Below are 13,593 nucleotides of genomic sequence, written 5' to 3'. Positions count from 1 at the left end.
CCGATGATTTCACGGATTTTGAAATGGTCGATTTTTCTGGTCATTGCCACCGGTTTGACCGCTTTGGCGTTGAACGACAACGGCCAAGTGTCGATGGTGTGGCACGATTGGGTCATCGAAACCAGTCTGACATTCGCTTTGGCGGCCGCCGTCATCGGGTTCAGTGCTTTGTATCTTCTGATGCGTTTGGTCATCAATCTGTGGCATTTTCCGGCCTATTGGCGTAATCGCCGTCAACTGAAGCGTTACAGTAAAGCCGAAAGTTCCATGGCAAAAGGGATGATTGCCTTGGAGTACGGTGATTGGCAGTTGGCGGAAAAACAGTTGGTTAAAATGGCCAAGCATTCCGATTCCGGTTTGGTGCATTATCTGACCGCCGCCAAAATGGCGCATAACCAGCAGGCGTTCAGCCGTCGAGACCAATACCTGGCCGAAGCGCGCCAACGTTTTCCAAGCGATAGTGTGACCATCGGTTTGGTGGAGGCACGTTTGTTAATGGATTCGGAACCGGATGTGTCGTTGGTGATTTTGAACGAATTGCATCAACAAAGCCCTAAAAACAAGACTATTCTGGCCGAGTACGCGCATTTGTTGGTGAAGCAGGAATATTGGTCGCGCCTGGAAGAGATTCTTGGCGAGGTCAAGCGGTTCAGAGCCCTCGATAAAGCGGAAATTCAGTCCCTGGAAGTGCAACTGCTGGCCGGTAAGGTTGCCCGTGCGGAAAACCCGGAGGCCCTGGAACAACTTTGGCAATCGCTTTCTGGGCGTCAGCAATTGAAACCGGCGATTTTGGCGGAATTTGTGGAGCAGCGCATGGGCTGGGGCAAAGAGCAAGGCCTAGCCGAACTCATCGCTAAAAGTGTATCCAAACAATGGGATGATCGTCTGGCGTACCAATACGGCCGCATCGAATTGGGTCCAGCCTACGAGCGCCTGAAAAAAGCCGAAAAATGGTTGTCGAACCAGCCCGATAATCCGGTTTTGTTACTGACGTTAGGGCGTTTGGCTTGCATGAGCCAGTTGTGGGGTCAGGCACGACACTATTTTCAGGAAAGCTTGAAATTACAGCCGGAACTGGAAACCTTCCACGCGCTGGCCAAATGTTATGAGTCGGAAGGGCTGGAAACCCAGGCGGCGTTGACGTATAAAGAAGCCATTCTGCAATTGGAAAAGAAAGGCTGATTAAGCCGTTTCGGAATCGGATGATGCCGGTTTTTCCGGGGTTTCTTCGGCTTCGGTTTGATGCATCCGTTCAATGGCCAACGCCGTCAATTCCTTGATGTTTTGGGTGTCGTAATTGTAGGTGGCGTAACCGATTTGCACGTCGAACTTATACCTATCCTCACCGTCTTCGCGGTCCTGCGCGAAGCGCTTCCGCAATACTTGTGACATGACCGGCACTTCTTGTTCGGTCATTTCCGGCATGATAATCAAAAATAAACGTTCGCCGATGCGAAATGGCATGTCAATATTTCGGGTATGTTCATTGATGGTTTCGGCAAATAGATGGATTTGTTCAGCGGTATCGGGGTTTTTTTCGGCTTGCTTGGACTCGACTTTGAGTAGTTTGATGACTAAGATCGAAAAAGGTCGATGATAGCGATCGGAGCGGTACACCTCAAATTGCAAGGCTTCCTTGAATCGATCCTGGTGAAAAAATCCAGTCTGGTGTTCTGTCACCATTAAAGCATCGAGTTTGATATACATGGATTTAAGTGTTTGGATGTTTTCGGTAATTAATTGGTCGATTAAATCAATTTCAGCGATTTTTTGCTCTTTACGTTCCCAGGTAATGTTATCTTCTTCCATGCGAATGCCGTGCATGCGTTCAGTCAGATTTTGAATGGGTTCGATAAAATCTGTTGTCAGTGCTCGGGTCATCATATAGACACCAATAATAAAAAAACTGAACATAAAAAGAATGAAGAATGCCCATAGGCTTCCAAACACCAGTAACGGGCTGGAAAGCGGAAGTTGGAATAGTAGAGTGCCTAAGTAGCGTCCCTGTTTTGCTAGAATATTGCAGGTGTCACATCCCGGTTGGAAATAGATGGGCAGCCCGCCATTGACTTCGGCCGATAGAATATCCAATTGGTGCGTCAATTGGTTGGCCTGCTTGGCCGCCTTGAGGTTTTGTTGTTGGGTGTCCGTTAATGCCAGGGGGGCGTTACGAATGTCGGAAGCCGGAATGAAGTTAAAGTCGTTTTGCAGGTTTTTGCGCTGTATTTGGGCTAAAATGATGTCGGCTTGCTCGGCCGGATTCTCGGCGGCGGCCAAACCGGAGAAGGTTTGCTGTAACCGATCCGGCAAGTTCGAAACGGTTTTGTGGTAAACGACCGCGACAAAAGTGCCGCTGACCAGCGTTGTGATGGTCAAAGAGGCCAATAAGGCGAAGATCGAGACCCACATGAACTTTTTGAATGCGAAGACCCGAAAACCCACGGGGTGCGTCTTGCGTTGGTTCATAGACTCATTCCTATATGCTTGATATTTCTATCCTACGCTCTTATATGGGAGCACTCAAGATTTAATTGAGCGATTATTTAAGCAATATAACGAATGAACGATGTCAATCAGACGGATAAAAATGGACATGTTTAACGCTTACATCATACGCCTCGCCATCGCCCTAATTGCGGCGGTTCTCGCTTTGCCTGCCAGTGCACAAACCAGTACGCCAGTGCAAATACAATCGGACCTCCCGGATTATGACGTGGTCAAACCGATTCTCGAAAAACGCTGCATTGTGTGCCATGGTTGTTACGATGCGCCTTGCCAGCTTAAGTTGTCTTCTTACACCGGTGTGGCACGGGGAGGCAGCAAGGAAAAAGTGTATGACGGCGAACGCATTACCGCGGCCCAGCCCTCCCGACTGTTCATGGACGCGCAAACCATTCAGGAGTGGCGCGAAAAAGGGTTCTATTCACTGATTACCCAGCAGCAGGACGGCGAACCGTCGGTGCTTTATCGGATGCTACAGCTGAAAGACGAGCACCCGCAACCGGTGACCGGGCGTTTGCCGAGTAGCTATACTTTGGGCTTGAATCGTGAAGACGTTTGCCCGAAAGCCGATGAATTCGATGACTTCGCCTTGAATCACCCGAATTGGGGCATGCCGTATGCCATGCCGAATTTGCCGCGTGATGAATATCTGACGTTGCTGAACTGGGCCAAATACGGCGCGCTGGGAACCTTGGAAGATCTGGATTCGGTGGAACTGTCCGAGCAAGCCAGTTTCTATGAAAAATATCTCAATATCGATACCTTCAAACACCGTTTGATGGCACGCTATATTTACGAACACCTGTTTTTGGCGCATTTACACTTTGCCGATAATTCACCGCGCACCTTTTACCAGTTGGTGCGTTCCAAAACCCCGCCGGGGGTGCCGATTGAAGTGATTCACACCACGCGCCCGTATGATGACCCGGGCGTGGACCGGGTGTATTACCGGTTGCGTGCGGTCAAATCGAGTATCGTCGACAAAGACCATCTGGTGTATCACGTCGATGGCGATACTTACAAAAAGTACCAGGCCTGGTTTATTTTCCCGGATTATCAAATCAAAAAATTGCCCGGCTACGACCCGAAAACTTCGGCCAACCCGTTTAAAATTTTTGCCGACATGCCGGCAGACGGTCGATATCGTTTCCTGCTCGATCAGGCACAATTCATAATAGAAGGCTTTATTAAAGGGCCGGTGTGTCGTGGGCAAGTGGCTCTCAACGTGATTGAAGAACAATTCTGGGTGATGTTTTTCGACCCGGATGTGGATGTCGTCAGCAACGATACCGAATTTCTCGCCCAGCAAGCCGGTAATCTGGCTTTGCCTTCCGCCGAAGGCGTGGAAACTTTCCGAATGCTGGCCACGGCCACCACGTATCAAAACAAACAGCGTCTCTATCTGGATGCCAAACAGAAACTGTTGCACTCCAAGAAAGAACGGAAGATCAAGCACGGGTTCAATATGATTTGGGACGGCGACGGTCATAACCGTAATGCGTTGTTGACTGTTTTCCGGAATCAGGATTCCGCCACGGTATTGAAAGGCTTCCACGGTAAAGTGCCGAAAACCGCCTGGGTAATTGATTACCCGTTGCTGGAACGTATCCAGTATTTGTTGGTGTCCGGTTTTGATGTCTATGGAAATGTCGGTCATCAGCTGAATACCCGGCTTTACATGGATTTTCTGCGTATGGAAGGGGAAAACAATTTCCTGAGCTTCCTGCCGGAAGACACTCGTGAAAAGCTGCGCAACTACTGGTATCGCAAAACCTCGGAAGAAAGCATCAAAACCGATTTAACACCGACGAAAACCGGTATTGATTATGTGACAAAGCACCCGAAACAGGAATTTTTCGATCGTGTGGTGCAGTTGGAGCAGTTCCGTGATGTGTTGAATTCCGATCCGATTAATCGTCCGAAAATGCCGTTCAAAGACGGTGACCCGGATGCCCGAATCCAGAATTTCCTGCAGCAGCTGGCTGACTTGAAAGGCGAGAAAATCGAAGGGTGGCCGGAAGTGTCGTTCCTCAGGGTGACACGATACAACGGTGACGAATCTTGGTACACACTGTTTCTGAATCGCGGTTATTACAATGTGTCGTCCCTGCTGTTCGACAAATACAATCGGGCGCCGAAGGAGAATTCGGTCACGGTGGTGGAAGGCCTGCAGACCAGTTATCCGGGGATGTTTTTCGATTTGGGCGAGCAGGACGTGAATGTTTTCCTGGCGCTGGCGTCCCGCGTGAAGGACAAGTCGCAACTGCAACGCTGGGTGAAAGCGTATGGCGTGCGCCGTACCGCACCGGCGTTTTGGGATTTCTCCGACGACTTGCTGTTTTATCAACAGAAAGCGGAACCGGTGACCTGGGGCATTTTCGATTTGAACCGTTATCTGAACGACTGACTGAAAAAGATTGGCATAAAAACCGTTTTCGGACTTAAGTTTTAGTCAGCTCAGCCGATAACGTTTTTGAACCCATCTATTTTCAAGGAGGCTCGAATGGATGTTTCGGCCAACGGCGCGGTGAACGCGGCGATGCAACAGCAACAGGTTTACGCTCAGCAGGAAGCGCAGATTTCCATGTTGAAGAAAGCGATGGACGTACAAACCCAGGGCGCACTGTCCTTGATTGAATCTTTGCCGACTCCGGCGCCATCCACGCAAGGACTGCCGCCAAATCTAGGCAATAATATCAATGTGACCGTCTGATTCAGATCACGAATTGCCCAAACAAAAAAACCGCCAGGCCTGGCGGTTTTTTATTTTCGGGCATTTAAAAACGTCCGTCAGTCAATCGGGAAAATGTAGTTCATCCAAGACGCCATGCGTAACAGCACTTTCCGGATAATGGACAAGTCCTCGAATTTATCCGAGTAAACCGCCGCTTGAGCGTAAGAACCGCCAGGTAGCTGATCGCGGTATTCCGCAAACGCCGGGTCGGTGATTTTCAGTTTGACCGGCACCATGCCGCTGATACGATTGTTATCCGTCAACAAAACACCATTGGGTTGCATCTGGCCTTCCGCCATATAAGGTTGGACCCCGAAGACTTTGGCCTTGAAGACACGGCCGGGAATGGCATCAAACGCCACTTCGGCCTCGAAGCCGGGCTTCACGCGCATCAGGTTGTTTTGTCGGAACCAACCGACGAATAAATCCTGCTGCTGGGTAATGAATACCATCACCGGTCGCAGCGGAATCGGCACCGCAATCATGCCCGGTTTCAGGAAAAGCTGTGTCACGGAACCATCGGTCGGTGCGCGGACAATGGTTTGATCCAAGTCGAACTCAGCCTTGGCCAGTTCGGCCTGCAAGGCATCCACCCGTGACTGGGTCTGGTCGACGTCCAATTGGCGGCCCAGGTTTTTACGCATCATTTCCTGATAACGTCCCAGGTTCTTTTTCGCTTCCTTCAGTCTGGCCGTGAGTTCGTCCACTTTGTCCTGGAAGGGCTTTGGGTCGATTTTAAACAAAACATCCCCGGCTTTGAGCGGTGTGTTCGGCTCGACCGGCACGTCAATGACACGGCCTCTCACTGTCGGCGAGATGGGCGTGGCGTAAAAATATTCCCGAGCTTGGCTGGAATAAGGATGGCTGTAGTTCATAACACCGTAAATGCCGCCTAGCAAAAAGGCACCACCGAGTGCGGCGGTCGGCACCGTCCATTTGTTGACGGGCACTCTGAAAAGCTTGAAAAGTACGATGCAAATCGCGGTATAGGTCAGGATGAGTAACATGTCCATCAGTCTTGACCTCCGTTGGCGGTGTCGCCTTTCAGGCTACGCACTTCATTTTGCAAGGCGCTGAGTTCAGATTGCAGTTGCGCCAGGCTGGCTTCGTTCGGATTGGAAGCGGGTGTGTTGGACTGAAAGCCCCAGCCGCGTTCTTCCCGGTAAGTCATGGCCCAAATCCATAAAAACGGCCAGAGAACATGCAGCATAAACAGGCTCACCCAGCCGGCGGCTTCGATGGCATCCTGGTGGGGGTGGTTGCGTTTTTTTGCGATTTTATAGGGGATGTCGTGAATGGCGATGATGCCGTAAAAAAGTACGACGACCACGAAAAACAGCAGAAACAGTGAAAAATAATTTAAAAACTCGTGCATGAGGTATCCAAAGTGCTTATTTAAAAACGATTACGATTTATGCTTATTTTATACGAAACCGAAAGGCTGAAAAGAAACTTATTATTGAGTTGTTGAGCCGCATGCATTGAGGTGACATGCGGCTGAGCATTTGACCGTATGCATTCAGGTGTCCGACAGCAACGCCAACGTCTGTTGAGCAATTTCTTTTTCCTCATCGGTGGGAATCACCCAGGCCGGAATCCGGCTGGTTGGTCGGGTGATGCAGCTTTCGCCCTGGGCTTTGACATTGGCGACCGGGTCGATTTCAAACCCAAACGCCTTGGAAAAATCATTGACCACGCGGTAGCGGATTTTATCGGCATGTTCGCCGATGCCGCCGGTAAACACGATGGCATCCAAATCGTCCATAATCGCCATGTAACTGCCCGCCACTTTAATCAAACGGTAGATGAAAATCTTCAGCGCCAGCCCGGCGTTTTCGTCACCGGCGTAGGCCATTTGCATCAATTCACGCATATCGTTCTGCCCGGCCAGCCCCAATAATCCGCTTTCTTTATTGAGCAGATGGTCGACCTGTTCGGCGGTGTAACCCAGTTCGCGCATCATATACAGCGGAATCGACGGGTCGAGATCACCGCAGCGCGTGCCCATGACCAAGCCCTCCAACGGCGTGAACCCCATGCTGGTGTCCATGCTTTTACCGTACTGGATGGCACAGACGCTGGCACCGTTACCGAGGTGCATGGAGATGATATTGAGTTGGTTTAGCGGCTTGCCGAGCAGAGTCGCGGCGCGTTTGGCAATGTATTGGTGCGAGGTACCGTGAAAGCCGTAGCGGCGAATCAGATGGTCGTCGTAAAGGTGTTTGGGAATGGCGTAGTGGTATACATAGGCCGGCATGCTCTGGTGAAAGGCGGTGTCGAAGACCGCCGTTTGCACCAGGCCTGGGTGTTTTTCGGCCAATAGCCGCATCGGGGCCAGATTGGCGGGGTTGTGCAACGGTGCCAGTTCCGACAACCGGTCGATGGTGTCCATGACCGACTCGGTAACGATGACCGGTTGTTGGAAATCCTCGCCGCCGTGGACCACGCGGTGGCCGACGGCATCGCAGTCGCCAAGATGTTCAATCAGGCCTTGCTGTTGCAGTTCGCTTTCCACCTGGCGTAACGCGAATGCCACGTCGCGTTCCGGTGTTTCGCCGATGTGTTCCACCAAACCGTGCGCGATTTGGTGAGAGTCTTCGCCATTGAACAGACTGTATTTCATCGAGGAGCTGCCGGCATTCAAAACCAATATCTTCATGATGTCGTCCTCATTGGTCGTTGGCTTGTGCCTGAATGGCAGTGATGGCGACGGTGTTGACGATGTCGGCCACACTGCAGCCCCGACTCAAGTCGTTGACCGGTTTGCGCAGTCCTTGCAGTACCGGGCCGATGGCGATGGCGCCGGAGGCGCGTTGCACGGCTTTATAGGTGTTGTTGCCGGTATTGAGGTCCGGGAAGATGAACACGGTGGCTTGTCCGGCCACGTCGCTGTCGGGCATTTTCTGTCGGGCGACGGTTGGGTCGATGGCGGCGTCGTATTGCAAAGGCCCTTCCAGCAGCAGGTCTGGTCGTTTTTGATGTGCCAGTTGGGTGGCCTGCCGAACCTTATCAACCTCGGAACCGTGGCCGGATTCCCCGGTGGAGTAGGATAACAGCGCCACTTTCGGGTCGATGCCGAAATGCCGTGCGGTGTCTGCGGAACCGATGGCGATTTCCGCCAGCTGTTCGGCCGTCGGGTTTTGGTTGACGGCACAGTCACCGTAGACCAGCACACGGGTATCGAAACACATGAAAAACACGCTGGACACCAGCGAGGTATCCGGTTGGGTTTTGATGATTTGCAGGGCGGGGCGCACCGTGTCCGCCGTGGTATGGGTGGCGCCGGAGACCATGCCGTCGGCATAGCCGAGATGCACCATCATGGTGGCGAAATAGCTCACATGGGAGATGGAATCTTTCGCCAAATCCTGGGTCATGCCTTTGTGTTGGCGCATTTCAAACAGTTGGTCGATGAAATGCGATTTCCAGGGGCTGGTTTCCGGGTCGATGATTTGCGCGCCCTCCAGGTTCAGGCCGAGTAAATTGGCTTGATAGAGCACTTCGTCCGGGCGCCCGAGCAGAATCGGGTTAACGACCTTACGCTGTAACAGCACGTCGCAGGCGCGCAGAATGCGTTCGTCCGACGCTTCGGGTAATACGATGGTTTTGAGGCGCTGACGCGCTGTTTCGAACAGGCGGTATTCGAACATGATGGGGGTGGTGATGTCGCGGCTGTGGTCGCTGGCGCGTTGCAGGATGCGTTCCATCAGGCTGTCGCGGTCGACATGACGGTCGAACAACCCGAGCGCCAGATGGGTTTTACGGCTGTTGTTGGCGTTGAGTTTGGCACGCACACGGCCGACGCCCATCGCCGACGGATAGGTGTCGGTCTGAACGGAGATAATGGGCAGGTCACGTCCTTCGAAATTGATGATTAGGTCCTGAATCACCGGCTTGGGCACCAGTCCGCCGGTGAGCAGAATCCCGGCGATATTGGGCATGTTGCGCGCAAACAGGCTCATGACGGACGCGATGAGAATGTCGCTGCGATCGCCCGGCACCACAATCAAATCGCCTTCATTGACGCGCGGCAGATAGTTTTCGATGGTCATGGCCGCGACGATGGGCGCTTTCACCAAGCGGTTCCAGCCCTGTTTCTTGGGCGTCAAGAATTTGCCGTGTAAGGCATCGGCGACTTCTTTGATGGTCGGGGTGTTGAGGTCGTCCAGTTCCGGCAGGTAAAAGACCGGCAGGCCTGGGTGTTTTTTGAAGTCTTCACTGTCGTCGTGTAAGGCCGGTGCCATGCGGTTGATGAAAAACGCAAACGGGTCATGGTCGGCACTGGCGTGCAATTCCATCTCGATTTCGGTTTCGATCTCGGAGCGGGTTTTGTCCTGTCCGTTCAGCACCGGCACGTAAGGGCTGTTGAAGTGTTTCGCCAGCGCCAGGTTGATGTCGAACTCGATGCCGCTGGCGTGGCGGGTCATCTCCATGCCGTGCACCAGCACGAAATCGTATTCCTGTTGCAGGGTCTGGTATTGCGCCACCAGTTGTTCGAAGAGTTCGTGCTTATGGCCGTCGCTGAGTTTCTGGGTCGCCTCCGATAATGTCACGCCCGTCATTTGCGCCATGGGAATGTTGAGTTGGAAGAAGTCGTGGATAAAGCGACTGTCCGGGTCGTCCGCCTCGCTGACCAGCGGGCGGAAAAAGGCGATTTTTTCAAACCGTTGTCGCAGCAGAGACATCAAACCGAGTGAAACAAGCAAACTGCCGGCGTGGCGCTCGCGGGGGGCAATGAAGAGACTGTTGGGTTCCATACCGAATTCGTTTATAAAAGCTGGTTGAATTATATGCAAGCTTAACACTTGCGTATGTAATTTCCATTAAAATAATGGTTTTCCATCGACAGGCGCCGATTATTTTGCAGTTTACCCAACCCGTTCCGCTCAGTTTATATGTGCATTACCCCTGGTGTATCCAAAAATGCCCCTATTGCGATTTTAACTCGCATACCTCGAATAATTTGGATGCAGATCAAGAAGCCGCTTATCTCGACGCACTGATTCGGCAACTGGAACAGACCTTGCCGATGGTTTGGGGGCGGCCGATTCAGTCGATATTTTTCGGCGGCGGTACGCCGAGTTTAATGTCCGAAGCCGGGCTGGACAGTTTTTTATCTCGCGCCAGAGCCTTGTTGGGGTTTCAACCGGACATTGAAATCACCTTGGAAGCCAATCCCGGCACGGTCGATTTTGAAAAGTTCGCCGGGTTTCGTCAAGCCGGTGTAAACCGTTTGTCGATGGGCATTCAAAGTTTTGACGACGAAAAGTTACACGCCCTGGGACGAATTCACTCGGCCGATGAAGCCTATCGCGCCGTGGAAGCGGCCAAAAGCGCCGGGTTCGACAACTTCAATCTCGACTTGATGTTTGCGTTGCCGAATCAAAATCTGGAACAGGCTTTGCACGATGTCGACACCGCCATTGGGTTGCAGCCGCCACATTTATCGCATTATCAACTCACGCTCGAGCCTAACACCCCGTTTTATAAGCAACCGCCGGAATTACCGGAAGACGACCAGGCCTGGGAGATGCAGCTGGCGTGTCAGCAACGTTTGGCGGAGGCCGGCTATCATCATTACGAAGTGTCGGCCTATGCGCAAAACGGCCAGGCCTGCCGCCACAACCTGAATTATTGGCAATTCGGCGACTATATCGGGTTGGGTGCGGGCGCGCACGGCAAAATCACCGACCCGCCGCAAGGGGTGATTTGGCGCACCCAAATGCCGGCCTCGCCGGGCGGCTATATGAACATGATGGCCGAGGGCAAAACCGGGCGGCTGGAAAACGTGGGCGACAGCGATGCCGTATTTGAGTTCATGCTCAATGCGATGCGTTTGCAGGATGGCTTCGAGTTAAGTTTGTTTACTTTGCGCACCGGCCTGCCATTGCATACAATTGAGCCCATCTTGCAGGATTTGGCGGACAAAGGCTGGTTGACGCTTGACGGTGAAACGGTGCGGCTGACCCGCACCGGCCAAACCTATTTAAACGACGTGTTGCAGGCATTTTTATAACGCCGCCCAGGTCGTAACGGAAGAGGAAAGATTATGGAATCCAAAAAAGACCCATTACCGCATGCCACTCCGGAAGATGCCGCCGGGATTGAAGAGGCGTTAAATCCGGAAAAACGAGTGTATTCCGACGACCATGTGTGCCCGATCAAAGAGGCGCGCATGGCGAAAAAACGCCGCCCACCTGCGCATCCGGCTGTGAAATGGACCAGTCGTTTGGTAATGGGCTTGGCGGTGATTCCCATCATTGTGGTGTTGGCCTTCATCGGTGCCATCACCTTTATGGATTTCAACCAGTACAAAACCACCATCGAAAGTGAATTTCAGGCTCGCACCGGTTATCCGTTAAACATCGAAGGCGAGCTGGATGTCTCGGTCTGGCCGTTTGCGTTGGAAGCCAGTCAGGTGGCGATGCAGGACAAAACCGATCCAGAGCGCCCAGACCTGGCGAAAATCGACAGTATTCAGGTGGAGTTCTCCCTGTGGGATTTGTTTGTGAATCGCAAGCTGGACATTCTCGGGGTGGAACTGGAAGGCGCGCATTTGTACCTCGAAACCGACAAGAACGGGCGCAGCAACTGGCACGGCATGCCGATGCTGTCGCATTTTCTGCCGGAACCGAAAGCGACTTTTCGAACCGTCGCTTATCAACCGGTGGTGAACAGTGCGGAAAACCGCCAGGGCAATCCGCCGAGTTTCCACTGGCGTTTGAACAGTTTCGTGTCGCAAAACGCCGTGCTGGAATGGCGTAATGAAGAAAACGGCCATACCTTCCTGCTAGACGATTTCGACCTGATGGCGTTCGATATCGCGCCGGACGAACCGTTCAAATTGCTGACCAATTTCGCCTATCAAACTAATGTGGTCAAAAGCCGTTTCCACGTCAATCTATCGACCGAATTGACGGTGAATGAAGCCTTGAAGCAATGGCAATTGGCCGATTGGAACGGCAATATCCGTATGATTCTGCCGAAAGACACAAAAGTGCCGGAAGTGCGGGTCGAAACCACCGGCAAGACGTTTAAGCTGGACATGGAACAGAAAACGTTCCACGTGGAGCAGGCGAAACTGGGCTCGCTGAAAACCCAAATCGAAACTTCCTTGCAAGGCCAGTATGGCGCGCATCCACAAACTCAAGGTGAGGTGAAGGCCGAGCACATTCGTTTGCGCAAATGGTTCCGCCATTCCGGCATCGAGTACCCACATTTCGTCAACCGTAAGGTCTTGAGAGATGTGTCGGCGGCGTTCCGTTGGAAACAGACGGCGCGTCAGTTGAATATCGACGATTTGGAGATGCTGGTGGACGGCGCCAAAATCGCCGGTCACATTCAACGCCGAGAGCAGGCCGGACGACCGGATCAATACCGTTTTGACATTGCGGTGTCCGAATTGGACATGGACCAATACGAAGCCTATGTGAATCCGCCGCCGAAAAAACGGCGCTCTGCGGAAACGGCGGCTCAGCCCAAGCCAACCGCACCGGTTCAAACCGCCTCGGGTAAAAAGCCGGAAACCTATCTGCCGATTGCCTTGCCGGTCAATACCTTGAAAGAGCTCGATGCCGAAGGGCGCTTGACCATCGGGCAATTGAAGGCTTGGCAGATGGTGTTCACCCACTTCGATTTGACCCTGGCGGCGAAGGACGGCCAGTTGAAACTGGCGCCGTTAAACGCCGATTTGTACCAAGGCAAGCTGCGTTCCGAGCTGGCTGTGGACGTCACCGGCAAAACTCCGGCATATGACTGGAAGGGCACGATGAACGCGATTCAGCTGAAACCGTTCCTGGCCGACGGTTGGCAGTATCACCAGTTGGATGGCGCTTACAGTGGCGGCTTTGATTTGCAGACGCGCGGCGTCAACAGTTACTTGCTGCGCCAGAATATGAACGGGCGCATCACGGCTAAGGTGAGCGACGGCGCCTTTGTGGGCATGGATTTGAACAAGTTATTGGCCGGGCAGAAAACCCAGCCGCAGGACGCCACGCAGTTCAGTCAATTGAGTCTGACGGGAAATATTCAGAAAGGCATTCTGAAAACCAAGGACTTCAAGGTGAAAAGCCGGCGTTTTTCCGCCACGGGGCTGGGGTCATTGGAATTGACCTCGACTTTGCTCGACAGCACTTTGTACACGGTGTATCAGAACCCGCCGAAGTCGTTACGGTCCTTGAAGGGCATGAAAGTGCCGGTCTATTTGAAAGGGCCGCTGGATCAATTGAAATGGTCGGTGGACATGAAGGCTTTATTGAACAATCCGGATAACCAGCAGAAGCTGCTGCAAGGCTTGCAGCAGCTATTTCAATCCTGATTCGTTGTATTGACAAAAGTCACCAGGCCTGGTGGTTTTT

At 52.5% G+C, this 13,593-nt stretch carries 10 protein-coding genes; 5 read left to right on the top strand and 5 right to left on the bottom strand.

The annotated features are described in order from the left end of the window. Positions 1-3 precede the first annotated feature (3 nt). Complete coding sequence (locus AYJ59_RS12850; protein WP_237260344.1) at positions 4-1,182, top strand: heme biosynthesis HemY N-terminal domain-containing protein; 1,179 nt, start codon at positions 4-6, stop codon at positions 1,180-1,182. On the opposite strand, the gene AYJ59_RS12845 is transcribed toward AYJ59_RS12850, so the two are convergent. Beyond that, positions 1,183-2,466: a GGDEF domain-containing protein gene (locus AYJ59_RS12845; RefSeq protein WP_127120329.1), complete on the bottom strand. Its 1,284-nt coding sequence runs from the start codon at positions 2,464-2,466 to the stop codon at positions 1,183-1,185. It abuts the gene before it with no gap. A 121-nt stretch (positions 2,467-2,587) separates the two neighbouring features. Here AYJ59_RS12845 and AYJ59_RS12840 point away from each other — a divergent pair, with 121 nt between their 5' ends. Continuing rightward, the gene (locus AYJ59_RS12840; protein WP_164730779.1) at positions 2,588-4,909 is read left to right on the top strand and encodes a fatty acid cis/trans isomerase; all 2,322 of its coding nucleotides are present in this window, start codon (positions 2,588-2,590) and stop codon (positions 4,907-4,909) included. Between the two features lie 96 nt (positions 4,910-5,005). Continuing rightward, entirely contained in the window at positions 5,006-5,215 is a 210-nt protein-coding gene (locus AYJ59_RS12835; protein ID WP_029939378.1) for a YjfB family protein, read from the top strand. 77 nt (positions 5,216-5,292) lie between these two features. On the opposite strand, the gene AYJ59_RS12830 is transcribed toward AYJ59_RS12835, so the two are convergent. The 4 genes from AYJ59_RS12830 to pta form a co-directional block, all read right to left on the bottom strand. Beyond that, on the bottom strand, positions 5,293-6,249 hold the full coding sequence (locus tag AYJ59_RS12830) for an HlyD family secretion protein (RefSeq protein ID WP_029939379.1): 957 nt from the start codon (positions 6,247-6,249) through the stop codon (positions 5,293-5,295). Beyond that, the gene (locus AYJ59_RS12825; RefSeq protein WP_029939380.1) at positions 6,249-6,611 is read right to left on the bottom strand and encodes a DUF3302 domain-containing protein; all 363 of its coding nucleotides are present in this window, start codon (positions 6,609-6,611) and stop codon (positions 6,249-6,251) included. Before AYJ59_RS12825 ends, AYJ59_RS12830 begins: the two co-directional genes overlap by 1 nt. A gap of 144 nt (positions 6,612-6,755) precedes the next feature. Then, a complete protein-coding gene (locus tag AYJ59_RS12820) occupies positions 6,756-7,895 on the bottom strand; it encodes an acetate/propionate family kinase (RefSeq protein ID WP_127120327.1) in 1,140 nt (379 codons plus the stop codon). A 10-nt stretch (positions 7,896-7,905) separates the two neighbouring features. After that, positions 7,906-9,993 carry a phosphate acetyltransferase gene (gene pta / locus AYJ59_RS12815; RefSeq protein ID WP_127120326.1) on the bottom strand — a complete coding sequence of 696 codons (2,088 nt, stop codon included), beginning with the start codon at positions 9,991-9,993 and terminating at the stop codon, positions 7,906-7,908. A 74-nt stretch (positions 9,994-10,067) separates the two neighbouring features. Between pta and hemW the strand changes: the two genes are divergently transcribed. Then, positions 10,068-11,252 carry a radical SAM family heme chaperone HemW gene (gene hemW, locus AYJ59_RS12810; protein ID WP_127120325.1) on the top strand — a complete coding sequence of 395 codons (1,185 nt, stop codon included), beginning with the start codon at positions 10,068-10,070 and terminating at the stop codon, positions 11,250-11,252. Between the two features lie 33 nt (positions 11,253-11,285). Then, positions 11,286-13,553, top strand: a complete 2,268-nt coding sequence (locus AYJ59_RS12805) for an AsmA family protein (RefSeq protein WP_127120324.1) — start codon at positions 11,286-11,288, stop codon at positions 13,551-13,553. Positions 13,554-13,593 lie beyond the last annotated feature (40 nt).

This window comes from Thiomicrospira sp. S5, assembly GCF_003991075.1.
Lineage (GTDB): Bacteria > Pseudomonadota > Gammaproteobacteria > Thiomicrospirales > Thiomicrospiraceae > Hydrogenovibrio > Hydrogenovibrio thermophilus.
Note: the sequence above shows the minus strand (reverse complement) of the source record. Positions and strands in the feature narration are given on the sequence as shown.